This window comes from Proteus vulgaris, assembly GCF_016647575.1.
GTDB classification, from domain to species: Bacteria; Pseudomonadota; Gammaproteobacteria; order Enterobacterales; family Enterobacteriaceae; genus Proteus; species Proteus mirabilis_B.
Genome location: NZ_CP032663.1, coordinates 939002 through 962658, shown reverse-complemented (window position 1 = coordinate 962658; position 23657 = coordinate 939002). Strand labels below are relative to the sequence as shown.

The 23657-nt window shown below is 36.8% G+C and carries 19 protein-coding genes; 7 read left to right on the top strand and 12 right to left on the bottom strand.

Translation table 11 applies throughout. The annotated features are described in order from the left end of the window. Nucleotides 1-422: 422 nt before the first annotated feature. Complete coding sequence (mrpI, locus tag D7029_RS04400) at nucleotides 423-983, top strand: phase variation DNA invertase MrpI (protein WP_194951954.1); 561 nt, start codon at nucleotides 423-425, stop codon at nucleotides 981-983. A gap of 435 nt (nucleotides 984-1418) precedes the next feature. On the opposite strand, the gene D7029_RS04395 is transcribed toward mrpI, so the two are convergent. Together D7029_RS04395 and D7029_RS04390 are read right to left on the bottom strand one after the other, a co-directional pair. After that, nucleotides 1419-2642: an RtcB family protein gene (locus tag D7029_RS04395; RefSeq protein WP_088493562.1), complete on the bottom strand. Its 1224-nt coding sequence runs from the start codon at nucleotides 2640-2642 to the stop codon at nucleotides 1419-1421. Next, nucleotides 2639-3778: a slipin family protein gene (locus D7029_RS04390; protein ID WP_194952582.1), complete on the bottom strand. Its 1140-nt coding sequence runs from the start codon at nucleotides 3776-3778 to the stop codon at nucleotides 2639-2641. Before D7029_RS04390 ends, D7029_RS04395 begins: the two co-directional genes overlap by 4 nt. A 561-nt stretch (nucleotides 3779-4339) precedes the next feature. Here D7029_RS04390 and rtcR point away from each other — a divergent pair. Both rtcR and rnz read left to right on the top strand, forming a co-directional pair. After that, a complete protein-coding gene (gene rtcR / locus D7029_RS04385) occupies nucleotides 4340-5932 on the top strand; it encodes an RNA repair transcriptional activator RtcR (RefSeq protein ID WP_088493564.1) in 1593 nt (530 codons plus the stop codon). A 9-nt stretch (nucleotides 5933-5941) separates the two neighbouring features. Beyond that, entirely contained in the window at nucleotides 5942-6859 is a 918-nt protein-coding gene (rnz, locus tag D7029_RS04380) for a ribonuclease Z (protein ID WP_194951953.1), read from the top strand. A gap of 89 nt (nucleotides 6860-6948) precedes the next feature. Here the strand turns inward: rnz and D7029_RS04375 are convergent, their stop codons facing one another. Beyond that, nucleotides 6949-7611 (bottom strand): DUF421 domain-containing protein, encoded by a 663-nt coding sequence (locus D7029_RS04375; RefSeq protein WP_194951952.1) that lies wholly within the window; start codon nucleotides 7609-7611, stop codon nucleotides 6949-6951. A 264-nt stretch (nucleotides 7612-7875) separates the two neighbouring features. Here D7029_RS04375 and D7029_RS04370 point away from each other — a divergent pair, with 264 nt between their 5' ends. Further along, nucleotides 7876-8511 (top strand): hypothetical protein, encoded by a 636-nt coding sequence (locus D7029_RS04370; RefSeq protein WP_088493567.1) that lies wholly within the window; start codon nucleotides 7876-7878, stop codon nucleotides 8509-8511. A 365-nt stretch (nucleotides 8512-8876) separates the two neighbouring features. Beyond that, entirely contained in the window at nucleotides 8877-10880 is a 2004-nt protein-coding gene (gene betT, locus D7029_RS04365; RefSeq protein WP_194951951.1) for a choline BCCT transporter BetT, read from the top strand. Nucleotides 10881-10945: 65 nt separating this feature from the next. Here betT and hpaR read toward each other — a convergent pair whose 3' ends face one another. Next, nucleotides 10946-11383, bottom strand: coding sequence for a homoprotocatechuate degradation operon regulator HpaR (gene hpaR / locus D7029_RS04360; protein WP_075673407.1), 438 nt, complete (start codon nucleotides 11381-11383; stop codon nucleotides 10946-10948). Nucleotides 11384-11975: 592 nt separating this feature from the next. On the opposite strand from hpaR, the gene hpaC reads away from it, so the two are divergent. Together hpaC and dtpB are read left to right on the top strand one after the other, a co-directional pair. Next, nucleotides 11976-12494, top strand: coding sequence for a 4-hydroxyphenylacetate 3-monooxygenase, reductase component (hpaC, locus tag D7029_RS04355; RefSeq protein WP_088493569.1), 519 nt, complete (start codon nucleotides 11976-11978; stop codon nucleotides 12492-12494). A 597-nt stretch (nucleotides 12495-13091) separates the two neighbouring features. Then, nucleotides 13092-14579 (top strand): dipeptide/tripeptide permease DtpB, encoded by a 1488-nt coding sequence (dtpB, locus tag D7029_RS04350; protein WP_194951950.1) that lies wholly within the window; start codon nucleotides 13092-13094, stop codon nucleotides 14577-14579. Between the two features lie 249 nt (nucleotides 14580-14828). Here the strand turns inward: dtpB and fbaA are convergent, their stop codons facing one another. From fbaA to D7029_RS04310, 8 genes are all read right to left on the bottom strand, one after another. Beyond that, entirely contained in the window at nucleotides 14829-15908 is a 1080-nt protein-coding gene (gene fbaA, locus D7029_RS04345) for a class II fructose-bisphosphate aldolase (RefSeq protein WP_088493571.1), read from the bottom strand. A 63-nt stretch (nucleotides 15909-15971) separates the two neighbouring features. Then, nucleotides 15972-17135, bottom strand: a complete 1164-nt coding sequence (gene pgk, locus D7029_RS04340; RefSeq protein ID WP_088493572.1) for a phosphoglycerate kinase — start codon at nucleotides 17133-17135, stop codon at nucleotides 15972-15974. A gap of 87 nt (nucleotides 17136-17222) precedes the next feature. Beyond that, the gene (gene epd / locus D7029_RS04335; RefSeq protein ID WP_075673402.1) at nucleotides 17223-18242 is read right to left on the bottom strand and encodes an erythrose-4-phosphate dehydrogenase; all 1020 of its coding nucleotides are present in this window, start codon (nucleotides 18240-18242) and stop codon (nucleotides 17223-17225) included. Between the two features lie 257 nt (nucleotides 18243-18499). After that, nucleotides 18500-20494 (bottom strand): transketolase, encoded by a 1995-nt coding sequence (gene tkt / locus D7029_RS04330; protein WP_088493573.1) that lies wholly within the window; start codon nucleotides 20492-20494, stop codon nucleotides 18500-18502. Between the two features lie 544 nt (nucleotides 20495-21038). After that, entirely contained in the window at nucleotides 21039-22124 is a 1086-nt protein-coding gene (locus D7029_RS04325; RefSeq protein ID WP_194951949.1) for a hypothetical protein, read from the bottom strand. A 35-nt stretch (nucleotides 22125-22159) separates the two neighbouring features. Beyond that, entirely contained in the window at nucleotides 22160-22618 is a 459-nt protein-coding gene (locus D7029_RS04320) for a hypothetical protein (protein ID WP_194951948.1), read from the bottom strand. Continuing rightward, nucleotides 22605-22997 carry a hypothetical protein gene (locus D7029_RS04315; RefSeq protein WP_194951947.1) on the bottom strand — a complete coding sequence of 131 codons (393 nt, stop codon included), beginning with the start codon at nucleotides 22995-22997 and terminating at the stop codon, nucleotides 22605-22607. The genes D7029_RS04320 and D7029_RS04315 overlap by 14 nt, the downstream gene beginning before the upstream one ends. Before the next feature lie 48 nt (nucleotides 22998-23045). After that, nucleotides 23046-23606: a hypothetical protein gene (locus D7029_RS04310; protein WP_194951946.1), complete on the bottom strand. Its 561-nt coding sequence runs from the start codon at nucleotides 23604-23606 to the stop codon at nucleotides 23046-23048. Nucleotides 23607-23657: the final 51 nt, after the last annotated feature.

Genomic DNA, 23657 nt, shown 5'->3' with positions numbered 1-23657 from the left:
GTGCAAATACTATAATTTGTGAAAAAAGTAAAAAAATTTATTTCTGGATTTTAAACAAAGTAACCAATCATATTCGTTTTTTAAAATAATGATAAATATCAATATGTTAATTAAGTTAAGATATGTGGTTAACATTAAATTTGACTTAAGTGAGAAGCCAGAGAATAATAGTAAACAATTTGGTGTATTCTGTTTATTTCTCTAAAGATGCCTGAATTCCTATCTCTGCTCGTTTTTCACTTTTCCAATCAATAACTTTCATTTTCTAAAAATAAATAAGCTTTCAATAAACTTGTTTAAAATGAACAAGTAAAAGTGAAAGCATAAAAAAAATACAACTCTTTATTGATGCATATTACTTGTTATAGTGATGCAACAATTGACTTTTGTTCCTTGTTATCTCATTGAAAAGGTTATAAAAAATGAAGCAACGTAAGTTTCTTACACGTTTTGAGATCAATTCTATTTTGAAGCAAGCCAAGGAAGGACGGTATCCAGAAAGAGATTACTGTATGTTTTTAATGTGTTTTTTACATGGATTTCGCGTTAGTGAGCTATGTAGATTAACCCTCAGCGATATTGATTTGGAAAGTCGGATACTCTATGTCAGACGTTTGAAGGGGGGGTTATCTACAACGCAGCCAATTATCGAAGAGGAGTATGAAGCGTTAGCTAACTGGTTGAAAAAACGAGAAACATGGAGAGAAGCGGATTCTGAATGGGTGTTTTTATCTCAAAAAACGGGTCCAATTTCGCGTCAACAAGTCTATGGATTACTTCGCCGTTTAGGTAAGAAAGCTAATGTATCCATTACTCCTCACCCTCATATGCTACGCCATGCATGTGGCTATGCTTTAGCTGATTTGGGGCGAGATACACGTCTAATTCAAGATTATTTAGGACATCGTAATATTTCACATACTGTTATCTATACTGCAAGCAATTCAAAACGCTTCGTTCACATTTGGGACGCAAGAAATTAACAATTACTTTTTTATTAATATACACTATGAAGATTAATACACTAAATATAGTAGGCTATACTTTTACAATAAGAATAAAGTTAATTTTTAATATAATTAAGAAATTTAGGATTTGTTTTATACTAAATAAATAACTGCGGTTGTAGATATTAATAAGTTATTAATAATTCCTTTTTAATTAAAGAATGACTCAATATAAGTATTCATTTTATGATTATCTTTATTGGTCAATAATAAATTTAATATCAGAGATTATTTATTAATAATACTAAACATTAATTGTTTGAATTTTGAACAGTAAATAAGGGCTTAATTTAAAGATAACTTTAATTCTTTAACTTGTATTCATTTGCATATCAGCACACGCTTTCATATCTCACTATCCCCAACGTTACCGTTTGGGGATAGTTATGAATTATCTTAAAAAAAACACCATTATCCTTTTACACAAACAACCTGCCGTAGTGTATGAACAACCTCAACAAGTGATAACTGAGCCTTCATAACAGCATCAATATCCTTATAAGCCATCGGAATTTCATCAATCACATCTTCGTCTTTTCGACATTCCACATGTGCTGTTGCTCGAATTTGGTCTTCAACACTAAAGGCTTTTTTTGCTGCTGTTCGGCTCATTACGCGTCCTGCGCCATGGCTACATGAACAGAAACTTTCTGCATTTCCCTTACCTCTAACAATAAAACTCTTCGCTCCCATTGAACCCGGAATGATCCCCATTTCACCTTTTTGAGCAGAAACGGCACCTTTTCGAGTCACCAGAACTTCTTCACCAAAATGCATTTCCTTTTGCACATAGTTATGGTGACAGTTCACTGCCTGTTGCTGAGTCGTAAAAGGTTTAGTTATTTGTGTTGATAATGCCGCCAACACGCGTTCCATCATGATTTCACGGTTATGACGTGCAAAATCCTGTGCCCATTCTACGGCTTCTATATAGTCATCATAGAAAAGCGTTCCTTCTTTTAAGTACGCTAAGTTTTTATCTGGCAAGTTAGCGATATGTTCTCTCATGTCTTCTTGTGCCATTTGTATAAATAACGTACCGATAGCATTACCAACACCACGAGATCCACTATGTAGCATTACCCAAACATTATCTGATTCATCAAGACACAACTCGATAAAGTGGTTTCCTGTTCCTAATGTACCTAGGTGACGATAGTTATTCGTATTTCGTAAACGTGGATACTTATCAGTTAAAACCTTAAAACGCCCTTCAAGTTGTTGCCAATGTTGATCAACAAGTTTAGGTGGGTTCTTCCATGAACCACGATCGTTCCCTGACTGATAACTTGTTCGTCCATGAGGTACTGCTCTTTCTATTGCCGTTCTTATGGCAAATAAATTATCTGGCAGATCATTGGCGTGTAATGATGTTTTCACCGCAATCATTCCACATCCAATATCCACACCAACAGCAGCCGGAATAATCGCACCTTTTGTTGGGATAACACTTCCTATTGTTGAACCTTTCCCTAAGTGAACATCGGGCATTACTGCCATATGTTTAAAAATAAAAGGCATCTTGGCGGTATTGATAAGTTGCTTTAGAGCATCTGCTTCAACAGGTACACCATTTGTCCACATTTTGATTTCCGCAGTCCCTGCTTCTTTTACTATTTGATGATCCAATATCATGCCTGTGCTCCTTTAATTTGTACTAGCCCGTTTAATACTTGGTCTAAACCGCCATAAACGGAAATCTTATCAATACGTTCTGCAATACGTTCTACGGTTTCTAGCTCTTTTAATCGTAGAGCTACTGGATTGTTTTCCATCACTTTTGCCGTATTTAATAAAGAACGTGTCGCGGATGTCTCTTCTCTTCGACGTATAACATTAGCCTGAGCTGATTTTTCAGCCTCAACCACTTGCGCTAAAATCGTTTTCATTTCGCCTGGTAAAACAATATCTTTTACCCCTAATGAAGCCACTTCAATACCATATCCTTTAGTCACTTCACTGATTTTTTCACTTACTAAACTATCAATCAGTGTTTTATTTTCTAATAATTCATCCAACGTTCTTGTTCCTACGGCCTCACGTAACGCAAATTGCAACTCTTTATATAAGAACTCAAGAGGTGAACTCAGTAGTTGATACGCTGAAAGCACGTCGCGATAACGCCAACTCGCTGACAAATTAATGCGTAAGGTCACTTTATCTTTCGTTAAGATCTCTTGTCCGCTTACATCGAGTGTTTGCAAGCGCATATCTACAACTTCAACATCAACTTTGTGCTGATAACGCCAATAGCCTTTCAATCCCGGGGGTAATAGTGATTGAGTTTCACCATTAACACGGATAATGCCCGCATGCCATGTCGGAATATCCACACTTAATACACCTTCACTGCCTTTTATCGTCTGGTTACGTAATTTTGGATGCTGTAATTTTTTAACCAAAGCTGGCGAAACTTCCAATTCATTTGCTGACAACACTTCCATTGAGCGCTGTGCATAATTCCAATAGAGACGGCGAGTGCTCGGCGCTAAGATCTCTTTGAGTGAGCCATTTTCATAAAGTAAGCCAATCTCTTCATCAGATAGCACAATATCAAAACAATATTCACTCACCCATTCTGGATGATATTGGCGTAAAAATTCGGCTTTCTCTCTTTCAATTGCAGGACCGTTCAATTCCACCAGCTCAACACTTAATTGACGGCGAAGATCGAAAAATTTATGTTCCCCCATAGTAAGGACATCAATATATTCATCGTCCTTCTTTAATAAACCCAGTTGTCCCTGTTTCACTTTTATTGTTGTTCTTATCATCATTGCTTCCTTTTTCTCTTCTTTATTATTGGCTTTCTTTTATTACCATTTTTATCGTGACTTACTTTCCACGAACAAACTTGGCGAAATCGAAGGGAAAACAAGAGAGGAACGATACTTTGTTTGTCTCTTCTTCTGCCTTCAATCCAGCGTAGTTGCTGGTGGATAAGCAAGGTGACGATACTGCTGTCACAACGATTTTTTTATATTTAATTTTACATTTGGATTTGTAATGGTTTTGGTGTCAGGAATCGAACCTGAAAATAACCCTCTTCACCTACAGAGTCCCGATGTGGAGGAACACATTTAGATAACACCACAGAGTGTTCTTTATGTGCCTACCAGATTTAAAATCTGCTCAAGACATTAATAATATTGCGAGGATCGTGCCAAGTTTTTAAAATCCACCAAAAATATTTTTAACCAATTGTTTTAATTGATAAAAATACCCTCAATGTAATTTTCAAATATTTAGCTATTGAATTAAAATCGATAAAATCTTATCTTTTTATCTATACATTTATAAATATAGATAAAAAGATAAGTAGGGATAACTTAATGAAACGCAAAGTGGTGATTGGTGTTTTAGGTACGACATTAGATAAACGAGGTAAAAGCCATAAAAGATGGAATTCATGGCGTCCAACAATTTCTATTTGCCATCAAAAAGATTTCCCCGTTAGTCGATTGGTCATGATCCATCAACCCAATGATTCAATGCTAGCGTCAAAAATCACTGAAGATATTCATACCGTCTCTCCTGATACAGAAGTATTACCTTACGAAATTGATATTTGTGATCCTTGGGATCTGGAAGAGGTTTACAGTCACTTTCTTGATTTCGCAGTGAATTATCCATTTGATACTGAGAATGAAGAATATTATGTCCATATCACAACGGGTACTCACATCGCTCAGATTTGCTGGTTTCTACTGACTGAAGCGCACTACTTACCTGCAAAACTATTACAAACCTCCCCTTCTTCTAAAATCGAAAATGAAGATGGTATCAAAACAATACAATCAGCCACGGGAAGTTATGCTGTTATTGATCTCGATTTAAGCCGTTACACAAAACTAACGAGCCGATTTGAGCACTACCATAATGAATCACTCTCTTTCTTAAAATCAGGGATAGCCACACGCAATGAACGTTTTAATGCTTTAATCGCTCAGATTGAACGAGTAGCATTACGCTCTGTTGCACCAATTTTATTAACCGGTCCCACTGGAGCCGGGAAATCATTCCTTGCTCAGCGTATTTATGAATTACGACAATCTCGCCATTTTGTAAAAGGCCGTTTTATCGCTGTTAACTGCGCCACTTTGCGCGGTGACAATGCAATGTCCACTTTATTTGGCCATGTAAAAGGGGCATTTACAGGTGCGTTGCAAGCCAGACAAGGCTTATTAAGGGAAGCCGATAAAGGAATTTTATTTCTTGATGAAATTGCGGAATTAGGACTTGATGAACAAGCGATGTTACTGAAAGCTATAGAAGAAAAATCGTTTTATCCTTATGGCTCTGATACTGAAGTGCAAAGTGATTTTCAGTTAATCGCAGGTACACATCGTGATATGGATAAGCAAATTGCGAAAGGGCTTTTTCGTGAAGATCTCTATGCGAGGATCAACTTATGGTCTTTTTCTCTGCCCGGTTTAGCCGATCGTAAAGAAGATATTGAGCCTAACATCGATTATGAATTGCATCACTTTGCCAAGCTTTATCAAAAAGCAATCCGCTTTAACTCTGATGCAAAATTACACTATATTCGATTTGCAACATCTGAACAGGCATTATGGCGTGGTAATTTCCGTGAACTTAGTGCTAGTATAACGCGAATGGCAACACTTGCCGAAAATGGTCGTATTACCCTTCCTCTTGTTGATGAAGAAATTAATCGTTTAAAACAAAATTGGGGAGTTGCTTCCTCTTCTTTATTTAATAGTACTGATATTGATCTTTTCGATCTTAGCCAACTCAATACCGTTATCAAAACGTGCCAGCAATCATCAACACTCTCAGAAGCCGGTAGAAAACTTTTCGCAGTATCAAGACAAAATAAAAAACAACCCAACGATGCCGATCGCCTACGTAAGTATCTTGCGAAATTCGATTTAAGTTGGGAACAAATTCGACATGGAGAATAATATTTCATTATGGAGCTCACTTTTTTAGGCACTAACGCAGGCGTTCCTTCTAAAGAGAGGAATGTCACCAGTATGGTGCTTGATTTACAAAATAAACAAAAAAGTATGTGGATGTTTGATTGTGGCGAAGCGACACAACACCAAATATTGCATACCCGCGTAAAATTACCGCGTTTAAATAAAATTTTTATTACCCACTTACATGGCGATCATATTTTTGGTTTACCGGGATTACTTTGTAGTCGCTCAATGGGAGGAACCGAAACGCTGTTAACGGTGTATGGCCCTACGGGTATCAAAGCTTTTATAGAGACAGCACTGACCCTAAGCCAATCTTATTTAACTTACCCTATTAATATTGTTGAAATTGATGAAGCGGGTTTTCTGTTTGAAGAAGAAGGTATGAAAGTGAGCTGTGAAGCACTTTCTCATCCTGTACCTTGTTTTGGTTATCGCTTAGAAGAAGAAAACAGCCCAGGTAAATTAGATGCAGAAAAACTGAAAGCCAACAATATTCCTGCGGGTGCTTGGTTACAAGAGTTAAAACAAGGTAAAACCATTACATTGCCAGATGGAAGAGTCGTTGACGGCAAAGAGTATATTGGCCCTGAAACAAAAGGTCGTTGTATTGCAATTTTCGGTGATACACAACCCACACCAAATGCATTAAAACTGGCTAATAATGCAGATGTTATTGTTCATGAAGCGACGTTTAAACATGAAATGGCAGAGCAAGCGAATAGCCGTGGACACTCAACTACTGTGCAAGCGGCACAGTTAGCCAAAGAGGCTAATGTCAAAAAACTGATTATCACGCATATTAGTAGTCGCTACTCACCCGAAGACTGTGTTGAATTACTCAAGGAAAGCCAACAGATCTTTAGCCATACTGAAATGGCTTCTGATTTTGAGGTATTTAAGTTGTAATTGCGTTTTCACTAAATAACAATGGCGATATTATATCGCCATTGTTATAAGTCATACTCCACTCGTTGACGTATATTTTAGTGAGTTATCTATAACGTCGTGCGTTTTATCTTTCCATCTTGCAAAATAAAATTAACTTTTCCATCCCAGAATTCAGCTAAGAAAATATCTTCTGGTTTCTCAATATGTTGATTTTTCATCTCATCTTGAAGCCATGTTTCATCTTTTTCTATTTGCGCTAATTCTGATGTTCGAATAACACCGTCTTTCATAACAATAATCGAAGGCATTTTTGCACCGTCACATACCACAGTGATTTGTCCATCAGGTTCAATTTGCGCGTAATTAACCTCTTGAAACGAATGAATACCTTGTGCATGAAGACGAGACGTTATATTTAAAATGTCTATTTTGTTCTTTTTCTCCATGATGTTTTCCATTATAAATTCGCCCTTCTTTATAATGGGAATAGGATTACCAATAGTCACAGCTCGGAAAAAATTGAATCGCTTACTGATATAATTAAGCAACGAGATAAAACAGACACCAATTAAGAAGACGATAATATATTGATAAAGAGGGATCGCATCGGTGTAAATCACCCCCCCCATAATGCCTCCGAGCACAAAATTACCAATAAAATCAATAGGTGTTAATTGAGAGAGTTGAGTTTTACCCGATAAATTCATATGGACTAATATGATAGTAAAACCAATAATAAATTTGATAATAACCAGAAAGTAATATTCCATTTGCGTCTCACATTTCCAATAATTTCTGCACTTATTATAAAGCAGAAAATCTCACCCAGATAAAAATCTAAATTATTTTTGATGATATTTGACTAAGAAAAAACACTTAATATACTTAGGTTTGTTGATTTTAAGACTCACACTATACTTATTACGATCATTTATTCGTAATATCTTACTATCAACTCGATAGCTTCTCGCCTTTTCTAGTTCTTACGCGGGATATCACTGAATTGTTTTTGAACACACATTTTGGAGAAAAAAATGAATAAAAAACTACTTACTTCATTGGTTCTAGCGGGTCTTGTTACTATTACAGCAGGTTGTGATGATTCATCTAAAAAAGTTGATGAAGGTATTGATAAGGCAAAAGAAACAGCAACTCAAGTAACTGAAACGGCGCAAGATAAAGCCAAAGAGTTAACTGAACAAGCTAAAGATAAAGCTGCCGACTTGAAAGAAGATGCATCCGCAAAAGCAGATGAATTAACACAACAAGCTCAAGAGCTAAAAGATAAAGCTGAACAAAAAGCGGCTGAGCTAAAAGCGCAAGCTGATGAAAAAACAGATGCCCTGAAAGAGAGCATTTCACAAAAAACTGATGAACTAAAAGATGCAAGTGCTGCAAAAGCTGAAGAAATTAAGCAAAGCCTAGAAGCTGAAAGCAATAAATTATCTGAAAAAGCCGCTGAGCTAAAGCAAGATGCGAGCAAAACAGCAGATAACCTGATGCAAGAAGCAGACAACAAGGTTGATCAGCTAAAAGGTGATGCATCAAAAACCAGCGATGATGTGAAACAACAAGCTCAAGAGACTGAAAATAAAGCGCTTGATAAAGCGGATCAATTAACGGATCAAGCCAAACAAAAAATTGATGATTTAAAAACTGAAAATAAATAATCTGATTTCAGTTTTTTTGATGGATCTAGAGCCAGTAAGTTTTTACTGGCTTTTTTTGTACAAAAAAAAGACAGGGGTTGATCGATTAAGCAAAAAATGTAACCATGTTCTCCTTTTTTCAACAGGAGAAACCTATTAAAGAGCGAAAGCATCTAGCATAAAAAGTTAGTAATAAATTGATTTAACTGTGTTTTTCTTCATTTTGCGGAAAAGATAATTTACTTCCGTTCTTTTATAAAACATCTTTCCAATTTGGTGTTTTATTCAAATTTTCTTATGAACTTTTCTTTTCTGATGACATAAGCAATCAGAAAGTGGGTAGCGAAAAGTCTCTTTCTAGGAAAATAACAAAAAATAGGTTAACTATGAGTCAACAAAACGATATAACCCCTCAAAAAGTTAGGATGAAAATTAATCCTCCCGTTTTTTATACATCTGCACTGTTAATTTTACTGGTCGTTGGTTTCTCTGCATTATTTCCAGAGTTGGCTAATGATAAATTAGGTCATCTTCAGGAAAACCTCTTCACGAATGCGAGCTGGTTCTACATTCTAGCCGTTGCATTGGTTTTGCTGAGTGTGACTTATTTAGGCCTTTCTCGTTTTGGTCAAATCAAGTTAGGGCCAGATCATGCCCGCCCCCACTTTAGTTATTTTGCTTGGTTTGCCATGCTCTTTTCAGCAGGAATGGGAATTGGCTTAATGTTCTTTGGTGTTGCTGAACCCGTTATGCATTACCTTATGCCCCCGACAGGTGAAGCTCAAACCATAGAAGCCGCAAAAGAAGCGATGCGATTAACCTTTTTCCACTGGGGATTACATGCATGGGCAATTTACGCCATTGTCGCTTTGATCTTAGCGTTTTTCTCTTATCGTCATGGCTTGCCGTTAACACTGCGCTCAGCACTTTATCCAATCATTGGTGATCGCATACATGGCCCTATTGGTCATGCTGTTGATATTTTTGCCGTTATGGGAACCGTATTTGGTGTCGCAACTTCTCTTGGATTTGGTGTTCTGCAAGTTAATGCGGGTTTAAACCATCTTTTTAATGTCCCCATTAATCCAACCGTGCAAGTCATATTGATTGTTGTGATAACAGGACTTGCAACTATTTCAGTTGTTTCTGGATTAGAAAAAGGTATCCGCTTTTTATCTGAACTTAACTTAGGATTAGCGGTAATTCTTCTTTTATTAGTCATTATTCTTGGTCCAACCGTATTGATATTAAAATCATTTGTTGAAAATACGGGAGGATATCTATCCGAAATTGTCAGTAAAACTTTTAATCTTTACGCATACGAGCCAAAATCGAGTGATTGGTTAGGGGGATGGACTCTACTTTATTGGGGTTGGTGGCTTTCATGGTCTCCATTTGTAGGGATGTTTATTGCCCGTATTTCTCGTGGACGTACTATTCGTGAATTTGTTGTGGGTGTTCTGTTTGTTCCTGCTGGCTTTACCTTACTTTGGATGACCGTTTTTGGTAATACAGCAATTCATTTAATCAAAGATAAAGGTGCAGAAGCTCTCGCAAATATCGTACAGCAAGATGTCTCATTGGCTTTATTTGAGTTCTTAAATTATTTTCCATTTTCGTCCGTCTTATCCTTCTTTGCGATGTTGATGGTTGTTGTCTTCTTTGTGACTTCAGCCGACTCGGGTGCAATGGTTGTTGATACTTTAGCTTCAGGTGGTGATAGCGAAACACCTGTGTGGCAACGTATTTTCTGGGCGGGCTTAATGGGCGTTTCTGCAATTACTTTATTGTTAGCAGGTGGTTTAACTGCGCTACAAACAGTCACCATTGCGAGCGCACTTCCCTTCTCAATGGTATTGCTTGCTTCTATTTATGGACTAATAAAAGCATTGCGAGTGGATGTATATAAACGTGATAGCCAACAATTAACGACAATTGCGCCACCAGCAAGCCGTAATCCGATCCCTTGGCAACGCCGTTTAAGAAACATTGCCTATTTCCCTAAACGTTCTCATGTAAAACGTTTTATGGATGAAGTTATTCAGCCTTCAATGGAAATGGTGTCTGCCGAGCTAAGTAAACAAGCAACACAATGTATTATCCATAACGAAGAAGAGGATCGAATTGGTATTGAAGTCGATTTAGGCGATGACATGAATTTCTTCTATGAAGTTCGTCTGCGTTTTTATACTCAACCTGCCTTTGCTTTAGCTGGATTAAGTGATGAAGAAAGAGACGAAGAACATAAGTATTATCGCGCTGAGATTCATTTAAAAGAAGGTGGACAAGACTACGATGTAATGGGTTGGACGAAAGAACAAATCATTCACGATATTCTTGATCAGTACGAAAAACACATTCACTTCTTACATGTATTAGGTAAGCAATAATTTTACCTGAGTGAGAACAACAAAAAGGAGATGCCATAGCATCTCCTTTTTTCTTATTAAATAACTTATTTTTCTGATTGTTCAACATCATCTGGATTAAGTGCAATCAGCTCTTTTAATAATCCAGCTAGTCGTTGTAGTTTTTCAGTGGAAAACTTTTGCTCAAGTAATTGATAGCCTTCTTCAATTTTAGGCTGAATTTTATCGTATAAGCTTTGCCCATTGGCAGACAATGAAACGAAAAGTTTACGTTGGTCACTCACAGGTTTTAAACGACAAATTAGCTCATCTCTTTCCATTCTAATAAGAATACCCGTTAGACTTGGTCGAAGAATACACGATTTTTGTGCTAATTCGTGGAAATCAATAGAGCGTTTATCCGCAAGTACGCGAATGATCCGCCATTGCTGTTCTGTCAGATTATGCTCTTTAAGAACAGGTCGAAAAAAACCCATCGCAGATTCCCGTGCTTGTAATAGCGCGATAGTTAATGATTCATGCATAATCAAGAAGCTCTTTATATGGTGTTATAGGTGAAATGACAAAATATCACTCAATATAGACAGTGAAAAAGTACCGCTGTTTATGGTTTATAAAATGACTATATTCTAAGAATAGACTAATTGTTACAATTATTCATATTAACAAATAAATAAAGTTGACTCAATTTTTGCAATTTTATTCCCTTTGTGCAATTTATCACCCATGCTTCTTTTTCGTGTTAATTTCACCTTCTGCAACATCTTGACCTATACGCAATTTTCATCAATTGGCAATTTGTGTTATCTCTCAACCAACTAAAAAAAAGTAGCCTGATTTGCCTATTACCCTACCTCTAGATTAGGAATAATGGCGCTTAGCGATAAGGTTGTCTCACAGTTTTTTGAGATAAAGTTAACAGGTTGTAACAAAGAAAGATTGCTATCTTTGTTCATGCGCGGTAGCGTTACGGCTTTAAAACAACGCAACAAAGAAACCGGCAATAACATTACAACTTTGTTAGCGGAGTAGTTAGGTAATTTATTAGTTATCTAACTAATAATTATTTTAAGTGAAGACGCCCACAGACGAGAAGTCTGGCAGTAGGAGTAAATAATGTCTGAGGAAAAACAGGCTAACCCACTTTTTCGGGATGCAATGGCAAGCTTAGGTGCCGCAGTCAATATCGTGGCAACAAATGGCGATGCAGGATGTTGTGGCTTAACAGCAACAGCGGTATGTTCTGTTACTGATAACCCACCTACCGTGATGGTTTGCATCAACAGTAAAAGTCAGATGAACTCTATTTTTCAAGAAAATGGAAAATTGAGCATCAATATATTGAATCATGAGCAAGAAGAAATGGCATGTCATTTCGCCGGAATGACAGGACTCGCGATGGCAGATCGCTTTACTCAACCTGGATGGCAAAACGGACAATTACAACAACCCGTGTTAACAAATGCGCTTGCCTGCCTTGAAGGTGATATTTATGATGTGCGCCAAGTAGGTACACATTTTGTTTATATGACCGAAATTAAGAATATTTCTGTACGCGAAGATGGTGATGGACTTATTTATTTCAAACGTCGTTTCCATTCTGTTAAAAATGAACAAGTACCCATCCCTGTTTAAATTTCACCTATTCTACCTCAAGATAAAAACGCACTTTTAATAAGGGCGTTTTTTATTGATTATCATCACAATATAAAATTAAATATTTATTTATATTAAGTGAATACTTATTTAACTAAATAACATTAGCTAACTTTTAGGTATTTATTAAATATTTATTAACATCTGTTTGTTATAAAAGAATAATTTTTAATTATAATGAAAAATTTCTTTCTAGAATCAATCAGTCACATAATCAAAAACATTTCCCCTCTACTTTTATTCTTTCTCTTTATTTAATTTACTCAGATTAAAATATAAACAAACAACAATCCAATTGGTTATATTTTATACCAAAGATCAATTAAATGACTTTATTTGAAAATAAACTAATGAATATTTTTTTCAATCTGGTATTAATCTTACCCACAGTGTGATCAACCTTTGAGAAGTCATTCTATCAATATATTAGTCTACTCGACTTGCTGATTACCTTCTTAAATTTGCAAACATCACTCTAAATGCGACAGATAATGTTACCGTTGTGTAACATTCCTCGTGAATGTGAGTAAATAACATCGTTGTTGAAAATAAATAATAATTAGGGGCATTACAGATATGGATAAACCCGCTCAAGTCGGTTTATTACAACAGCCTAAACCATTCTTTATGATTTTCTTTGTAGAATTATGGGAACGTTTTGGTTACTACGGCGTACAAGGTATTCTTGCCGTTTATTTTGTTAGTAAACTCGGTTTCTCTCAAGAACAGGCTTTCATTACTTTTGGTGCATTCTCTGCACTGGTTTATGGGCTTATTTCTATTGGTGGTTATGTTGGTGACCACTTATTAGGAACAAAACGAACAATTGTTTTAGGTGCTATTGTCTTGGCTATCGGTTATTTCATGACTGGTATGTCAATTATGTATCCTAATTTAATTTTCTACGCATTAGGAACTATCGCAGTAGGTAATGGCTTATTTAAAGCTAACCCTGCCAGCCTATTAGCAAAATGTTATCCACCTAAAGATCCACGTCTTGATGGTGCATTTACATTATTTTATATGTCGATTAATATCGGCTCATTAATTTCTTTATCTATCGCCCCTGTACTTGCAGAACGTTACGGATATGCACTGACTTATAATATCTGTGGTGTTGGCTTGATCATGGCGTTATTAGTTTATTTCTTCTGTCGCAAAATGGTTGCCAATATTGGTTCTGAACCAGACCATTTACCAATGAGCTTTAGCAAACTGTTATTAGTTATTGCTGGCTCAATTGCGATGGTATTTGTTTGTGCATGGTTACTGCACAACGTGATGATTGCAAATATCGTTTTAGTCAGTCTGTCTATCATTGTTGTCTTCATTTATTTCCGTGAAGCCTTTAAACAAAAAGACAGAGTTGCTCGTAATAAAATGTATGTTGCATTTGTTCTGATGTTAGAAGCGGTTATTTTCTACATTCTGTATGCACAAATGCCAACTTCACTGAACTTCTTTGCTATTCATAACGTTCATCACACGCTTTTAGGCTTTGATATTAACCCTGTAAGCTTCCAAGCACTAAACCCATTCTGGATCATTATTGCTAGCCCAATCCTTGCTATCACTTACAGCCATTTTGGCGCGAAAGGTAAAGACTTCTCAATGCCAGCGAAGTTTACCGCAGGTATGCTTCTGTGCTCGTTAGGCTTCCTTACAGCGGCAGCATCAGGTATGTGGTTTGCCGATGCTCAAGGCTTAACATCACCTTGGTTTATCGTTCTGGTTTATTTATTCCAGAGCTTAGGTGAACTGATGATCAGTGCGTTAGGTTTAGCAATGGTTGCAGCGTTCGTACCACAATACATGATGGGCTTTATTTTAGGTATGTGGTTCTTAACACAAGCAACGGCTTACCTGTTAGGCGGTTATGTAGCAACCTTCACCGCAGCACCAGAAGGTATTACTGATCCACTACAAACATTACCTATTTACACTGACGTATTTGGTAAAATTGGTATTGTGACCTTAATTGTAGGTATCGTTATGTGGGCAACCGTACCTTTATTAAATCGTATGATGAAAGAAGAAAGCAAAGACGCTAAAGTCACGGGCTGATCTTCCAAATAATATATTGCTCAATTTAAGCGTCTATTTATTAATAGGCGCTTTTTTATATCTGCTTTATCTCAACGTTAGGTTTCATTTCGTATTGGCTAGATATCCCTAATAGGGCCGCATCTACATTCCCTCACACCCATTTTAATAATAAATATTGCCATAGCCAAACTACCTAATCGCTTTTTATCAGGCATAAAAAAACCCGCCAAATAAGCGGGTTTAGTTTAATCATTAAGAATGACTCAATTACAGAACGTCAACTGAATTCAATTCTTTAAATGCTTGTTCTAAACGAACAACCATTGATGCTTGTGCTTGACGTAACCAGTTACGTGGATCGTAGTATTTCTTGTTAGGTTTATCAGCACCTTCTGGGTTACCTAATTGGCCCTGCAGATAGCCTTCGTTCTTTTTGTAGAACTGTAAGATACCATCCCAAGTTGCCCACTGAGTATCGGTATCGATATTCATTTTGATAACACCATAGCCAACAGCTTCTTTGATTTCTTCAGCAGAAGAACCAGAACCGCCGTGGAAAACGAAATCTAAGCTATTGTGTGGCAGATTGAATTTCTGTGATACGTAGTCTTGTGAGTTACGTAAGATTTTTGGCGTTAACTGAACGTTACCTGGTTTATAAACACCGTGAACGTTACCGAAAGATGCCGCGATAGTGAAACGAGGGCTTACTGCGCTCAGTTTTTCATATGCGTAAGCAACATCTTCTGGTTGAGTATAAAGCGCAGAGCTGTCCATACCTGTGTTATCAACACCGTCTTCTTCACCACCAGTACAGCCTAATTCGATTTCTAAAGTCATATCGATTTTAGCCATACGCGCTAAATATTTAGCACAGATTTCGATGTTTTCTTCTAATGATTCTTCAGATAAGTCAATCATATGAGAAGAGAACAGTGGTTTACCTGTTTTAGCGTAGTGTTTTTCACCCGCATCTAACAGACCATCAATCCATGGTAATAATTTTTTAGCACAGTGGTCAGTATGCAGAATAACAGGAACACCGTAGTATTCAGCCATTTGATGCACATGATGAGCACCAGAAATTGCGCCTAAAATAGCAGCTTGCTGTGGTACATCAGATTTAAGACCTTTACCTGCGATAAATGCAGCACCACCGTTAGAGAACTGTACAATAACAGGAGAACGAACTTTCGCAGCAGCTTCTAACACAGCATTGATTGAGTCAGTACCTACACAGTTAACCGCAGGCAGAGCAAATTTGTTTTCTTTTGCTACTGCAAATACTTTTTGTACATCATCACCAGTGATGACACCCGGTTTCACGAAATCAAAAACTTTAGACATGTAATAAGATCCTATATTTGGAACAGGTAGAAAATAACTTTCTACCTGTATGAGCTGACTTAATTACTGTTTAGCGCGTTCTTCTAACATTGCAACAGCAGGAAGTTTTTTGCCTTCAACGAATTCTAAGAAAGCACCACCACCGGTTGAAATGTAAGAGATTTTGTCTGCGATATCAAATAAATCAATAGCAGCCAGCGTATCACCACCACCTGCGATAGAGAATGCGTCGCTATCTGCGATTGCATTAGCGATGATTTCTGTACCTTTGCGGAAGTTAGGGAATTCGAATACACCTACTGGACCATTCCACAGGATAGTTTTCGCATTTTTCAGGATTTCTGCTAAACGCTCAGCAGTTACATCACCGATATCAAGTACTTGTTCATCATCTTTGATGTCACTTGCTGATTTTAAAACAGCATCTGCAGTTTCAGAGAATTCAGTCGCAACGCGAACATCACTTGGTACTGGAATATCACATTTTTCCATCAGCTTTTTAGCATCATCAACCAGGTCTGCTTCATATAAAGAGCGGCCTACTGGATGACCTTCTGCTGCGATAAAGGTATTTGCGATACCACCACCAACGATTAATTGGTCAGCAATTTTTGATAAGGAATCTAATACAGTCAGTTTAGTTGAAACTTTAGAACCACCAACAATCGCAACCATTGGGCGAGCTGGTTTATCTAATGCTTTACCTAATGCTTCAAGTTCTGCTGATAACAGTGGACCCGCACAAGCAACTTGTGCAAATTTAGCAACGCCATGAGTTGACGCTTGAGCACGGTGAGCAGTACCGAATGCATCCATTACGAATACATCACATAATGCAGCGTATTGCTTAGACAGAGTTTCGTCGTCTTTCTTTTCGCCTTTGTTAAAACGAACGTTTTCAAGAACAACTAATTCACCTGCATTGACTTCAACACCATTTAAATAGTCTTTAGCAAGGCTAACTGGTGCAGTTAATTTGTCTTTCAGATAGTCAACAACTGGTTTTAAAGAGAACTCTTCGTTGTACTCACCTTCGGTAGGACGACCTAAGTGAGAAGTTACCATCACTTTAGCGCCTTGTTTTAACGCGGCTTCAATTGTTGGTAAAGAAGCACGGATACGCGCATCTGAAGTCACTTTACCATCTTTAACTGGAACGTTCAGGTCAGCACGGATAAGAACTCGTTTACCCGCTAGGTCTAAATCGGTCATCTTAATTACAGACATGATGAATCCTCTCATTGATTCTCTAAAATTTAGTAATCTTCTGTTCAGTGCGTCGTATTATTACGCGACACCGTCATTAAAACATGATTATTTAAAACCAGTTGCAGCCATTGCTAACGTTGTATCAAGCATTCTGTTAGCAAAGCCCCATTCATTATCACACCAGACTAAAGTCTTGATCAGGTGTTGCCCACTGACTCTTGTTTGTGTGCCATCAACGATTGCACTATGAGGGTCGTGGTTAAAATCAGTTGAGACTAATGGCAATTCTGTGTAATCCACTATACCACGAAATGCGCCAGTTGCTGATTTTTGAATTAACCGATTGACATCTAACACATTTACAGCAGTTTTTACAGTGACACTTAAATCAATTGCCGTCACATTAATTGTAGGAACTCGTACAGAAATTGCCTCAAAATGATCCTTAAATTTCGGGAAAATTCGAGTAATTCCTGCTGCCAACTTCGTATCAACAGGAATGATAGATTGTCCTGCTGCACGAGTACGGCGTAAATCCTTATGGTATGCATCAATCACGGGTTGATCGTTCATTGCTGCATGGATTGTTGTTACTGTTCCTGATTCTATATTAAATGCGTCATCCATCATTTTAATAATGGGAATAATGCAATTCGTTGTACAAGATGCGTTTGAAACAATTCGGTGCTCTTTTTTTAGTTCGTGTTGATTGACACCAAAAACGACAGTTGCATCTAAATCAGTTGTACCGGGATGAGAAAAAAGTACTTTCTTTGCGCCTTGTGCAATATGTGCTTCACCATCAGCACGAGAGCCATAAGCACCACTACAATCAAGTACAACATCGATACCAAGTTCACCCCAAGGTAAATCAGTAATATCAGCGTGGTGAAAAAGACGAATAGTATCATCACCCACTTGCAATAAATCGTTATTAATTCGTACATCCCAAGCAAAACGTCCGTGACTAGAGTCATACTTGAGAAGATGCCCAATACCTTGTGCATCAGCCAATTCATTTATTGCAACAACTGTTATTTCAGCTCGTTTACCTGATTCATAAAGCGCTCTTAACACATTACGCCCTATACGACCAAAACCGTTAATAGCGACTCTGATTGTCATGTGACTCCCTTGATAACTTGTGATTTGCAACCGCTTAGAATAATAGAGCAAGATACTAATCAACAACGATAAATCAAGTAAATCTAGAAATTGTGCAGTCACCGACATTTTAGGATTAACTGAAACGGTTCAGCTTACTGATAATCAGATTACGAGAAATGAGAGAAGATCGCAATAGTAAACAAAGATGGAAGGATAAAAAAAGAGCACATCTGAGAAATTCTTCCCAAAAATGTGCTCTTGTTAACACTTATTGATTATTTAAGTAAAGATTTTGCCTGTGTAACCACATTTTCAACAGTAAAACCAAACTCTTCAAATAGTTCGTTTGCAGGTGCAGATTCGCCGAAGCTACGCATACCTACAATCGCACCATCTAAACCAACATACTTGAACCAGTAGTCAGCAATACCCGCTTCGATAGCAACACGAGCTTTCACTGATGTTGGTAATACTGCTTCACGGTAATCTGCATCTTGTTTATCAAATGCATCAGTTGCTGGCATAGAAACAACACGTACTTTACGGCCTTCCGCTGTCAGTTGTTCATAAGCGCTAACCGCTAATTCAACTTCAGAGCCTGTTGCGATAAAGATTAATTCTGGAGTACCTGCGCAATCTTTCAGGATGTAACCACCCTTCTCGATGTTTGCCAGTTGCTCTGGAGTACGTGGTTGTTGTGCAAGATTTTGACGAGAGAAGATCAGCGCTGTTGGGCCATCTTTACGATCAATTGCATATTTCCATGCAACAGCTGATTCAACTTGGTCACATGGACGCCATGTGCTCACGTTTGGCGTTACACGCAGGCTAGCCATTTGCTCAACAGGTTGGTGAGTTGGACCATCTTCACCCAGACCGATAGAGTCATGAGTATAAACAAAGATACTGCGGATCTTCATCAGTGCAGCCATACGTACAGCATTACGTGCATATTCCATAAACATCAGGAAGGTCGCGCCGTAAGGAACAAAACCGCCGTGTAATGCAATACCGTTCATGATTGCGGACATACCGAATTCACGAACACCGTAATGGATGTAGTTACCCGCTTTGTCTTCGTTCAGTGCTTTAGAACCAGACCACATAGTCAGGTTGCTTGGTGCTAAGTCCGCAGAACCGCCCATGAATTCAGGTAATACTTTACCGAATGCTTCTAATGCATTTTGAGAAGCTTTACGGCTTGCAATGCTTGAAGGGTTTTGTTGCAGATTTTCAATAAATGCTTTGGAATCTTTTTCCCAGTTTGCTGGTAATTCACCAGAAACACGACGTTTGAATTCAGCCGCTAATTCAGGGAACTGTGCTGCGTATGCAGCAAATTTAGCATCCCATGCAGCTTCTTTTGCTTTACCCGCTTCTTTTGCATCCCACTCTTTATAAATTTCTTGTGGAATTTCGAATGCTCCGTATTCCCAGCCTAACGCTTTACGTGTTTCAGCGATTTCTGCATCACCTAATGGAGAACCGTGAGAATCAGCAGTACCTGCTTTATGAGGAGAACCGAAACCGATAGTGGTTTTACAAATCAACAGTGAAGGTTTGTCAGTGATTTGTTTTGCTGCTTCAACAGCGGCTTTAATGCTTGCTGCATCGTGACCATCAATGCCACTGATTACATGCCAGCCATAAGCGTCGAAACGTTCTGCAGTGTTATCAGTAAACCAACCATGCACTTGACCATCAATAGAGATGCCATTGTCATCATAAAATGCAATCAGTTTACCTAACTGTAATGTTCCCGCTAAAGAACACACTTCGTGAGAGATACCTTCCATCATACAACCATCACCCATAAAGGCGTAGGTGTAGTGGTCAACGATATCATGACCAGGACGGTTAAATTGAGCCGCTAATGTACGTTCTGCAATAGCAAAACCCACTGCGTTTGCAATACCTTGACCTAAAGGACCTGTTGTTGTTTCAACACCAGCGGTGTAACCATATTCTGGGTGACCAGGTGTTTTAGAATGCAATTGACGGAAGTTTTTCAGATCATCTAAAGAAAGATCATAACCAGACAGGTGCAGTAAGCTGTAAATCAGCATTGAAGCATGACCATTAGATAAAACGAAACGGTCACGATCAGCCCAGTTAGGGTTAGTTGGGTTATGATTTAAAAAATCACGCCATAATACTTCTGCAATATCAGCCATACCCATAGGGGCGCCAGGGTGTCCTGATTTAGCTTTTTGCACAGCATCCATACTTAAAAAACGGATCGCATTAGCAAGGGTTTTACGAGTGGTCATTTTCTACTCCAAGTCGGATAAAAAGCATCTAGATAGCTGATTCTCTCAATGCGGGCAAAAAACCGCAATATAAAAAATCCACAAAGGTGGCTATCGTAATTAGCATAAAGCAATAATTCTTTGATTTGCACGGCATTTTTTACGATCAAAGCGGAAAATAACATTACACCACCGCATTGTTGCGCAACAAAAAGCAAAAAAGACAATGATTTGCGCAATTGAGAAGCGTGCTATTAAACCTTAGCTTGATATGACTAATCAAGATAAAATTTCATTGCTGAATTATCCATCAAATCAAATAAATACCGTATTTGTTTTAATTATAGCCTAATAACTGACTGAACTTGTTACAAGGACGTAGAATTATAAGAGCTTAAAAAAGATAAAAAGCAGATAATTCACTGATTCAGTAATAAAAATCTTATTTACATCATATATAGCTAAAAGGAAAAATCAGCGTAACGTAAATGTTACTTACCACCTTAGCAAAATGAGTTAAAAAATAAGTAATTAAGCCATTTTAAGAAGGTTTTTATAAAGTTTGTTACGATAAAGAATATATTTTTCGTGTTTTGACTTTCATTAAGCTTAAAATTTCTTTTTTCTGTGTTAATTGAATATTCTTTTCTCTTATTATTTTTTGCAGAAAAATAGTTTCAGAAAACATCTTATTAATAATGCGCGAAAGTTTGCTTTTCATTTTATGTTTAATAAAGAAAGCCGTTAATTTATCTATCTCGTCAAAATCGAAAAAGAGAATATACATAACGTAGTTTTGTAAAAAAGTGCTTAAGCAATATTTGTCATAATCACCATTACCCAACATATCTAATGCTTGGCTTAGTTGTTCAAAAAAGTCAGTATTATTATGATGATAAGCATAAAGAAAATCATCAATATGATTAAGTTGATGTAACAACCACGTACTATGATTATTTTCAGGATAAATAATTGGTTGCTCTTTTCCTTCAAGCGCTTTAAGCAATTGTAATGATAATGCTTTTATTGCCTGAATTTCTTCGGTTTTAACATCCACGTTATTAGTAATAGATGGGTAATTTACTAAGTAGTTATGGTAATAATCTTCAATATATTCAGAAGCTTTGACTTTACTTGGGATATGGGTAATACATCCATTTATCATACTAAACGATGCTAAGGTGTCATAATTAACGGGATGACAATAAAGAAAAAACTTAAATAAAAACTGGCGAAGTTGATCTATCTGCCCACCATTGAGCATTTCAATGTTATTTAATCGTGATAACTGAAAGAAGCAATATTCTTTAATGAAATCATTCATTCGATTATAAAAATTAAGTTTTCTTATAAAACCTATTGAATTAATGGTTATGATTAAATAATAAAAATTTTGCTCATCGTAAATAGTGATTTTATTTCGGTATTTTTCTAAGCCAACTAGCTTACCTTCATTGTCAGAATAGCTCGGATCACTCGGCTGTAACTCTGCATCCCAGCCAATAACAGTATTGTCTTTATTCTTTTTAAAAAATAACTCTGCGTTATTATCATCGCCTATACAGTACTCAAAATCATTGCTGTTAAGGTGGAGCGCCTTACTTTTATACTTATGCTCTAAGTAAGAGCAAAACCATTGATTCAATTCCATTTTGTACACGCTCCCCTTTTTCAACTAATCCGCAGTTAAATCACCACTAATTTCTTTTTATAAAAACCTATCGGAAAATGACCTTGGTAGTAAATCTGAATGATATTTTCCCAGTTGTCACCATAATTGAAATATTTTTCAGTAAGATACTGTCTAAATGCGTAACATATCGCATTTCTTGCTGCAATTTTAAAGTTATGTACATCGTATTGAAATTGACTATCTGGCACAGGAAATGCTTTTAGACTTTCTATCACTGCCTTACTGACGACTAATCGCATCTCGACCAAATCTTTGGGATATTCTTGTTTTATATAGAAAGGATCATCTTGCGTGGGAGAAGTTGGCAACCATTCGACATTTAAAGACGATTCAAAACAAGCTTGGATACTTTGAAAATAGATAATTTTTTTATCATCGAAGCTTCCCTTTCCCATATTAGAAAAGAAAGGTGTAATGCTAATTTTTTGTTGGATTTCGTTAAAAAAGCTCATGACTAATAGACTCAATTATTTCTACGTTAATTCTGTCTGATTTCAACATAACATACTGATTTTCAATATGTGAATATTGATAAAATAGATCATCTTCAAAAACTAAATTAGTGACAATAAACTTATTATCAAGCAATTTACCATTTAATTGATAAGCAAAAGAATTTCCAATTTGAGTCAACGACATAACGTGATCATTTGATGGTTTAATCTCAATATCATCAAAAAACATTAATACTAACTCGACTAAATAGACTTCCCCTATCACAAATACATTGGGCTCATTAATAAAACAACAAATTTCATATTCACCAAAAGAGAGTGTAACCTCTTCTTCCACATAAGGATTGAGGGCAACAACTCTAGCAAAATATTTCATTCTTATTCTGGCTCATCCCATTTTGATAGAAAGTAGAATATTAATAAATTAGCTATATTGCCAAAAACCAGCAATAACCTCTTTAGTTTCTTCATGTTGATAAAGATACAAAGCTCCGTAACCAAAAATATAGGAGCCAGTAAGAAGTTCTTCAGGATAGTAATCTTCATCTATTTGTAAAAAAGGTTTATACCCTGCATCAGCAAGATTTTCAAAGTAATAGATTTCATCCTGCAATAAGTTAAATTGAGATGTTACCGTAATAAACTCACCTTCCAATGCCGTCTTATAGCCAACTAAGTTCATTTTATTGATCTGTTCTAATGTGTAATTACAGTTTTTGCTTTCTATTGACGATGTATGTGGAATAACTTTTATTGCACAATGAGGGTAAATATTCTTTTCAAGCATTATGTCATACTGTTGAGGAACTAATATGGTTAAATACATTCCTTTTTGTGCTGGATGCTCAATAGATAGATAAAATTTATATCCATCAATCTGTTCACTTTTATCTAAAAAGTATTCAGGAATATTTCCACCTATGCGCCCAACTACAGAATGGATGGATTGATTACCAATAGTTGCAACTAAATAATTTTTATTCATTCTTACTTATCTCAAGTATATTCAAATAGTCGTTATTCAATTCCTGATTAT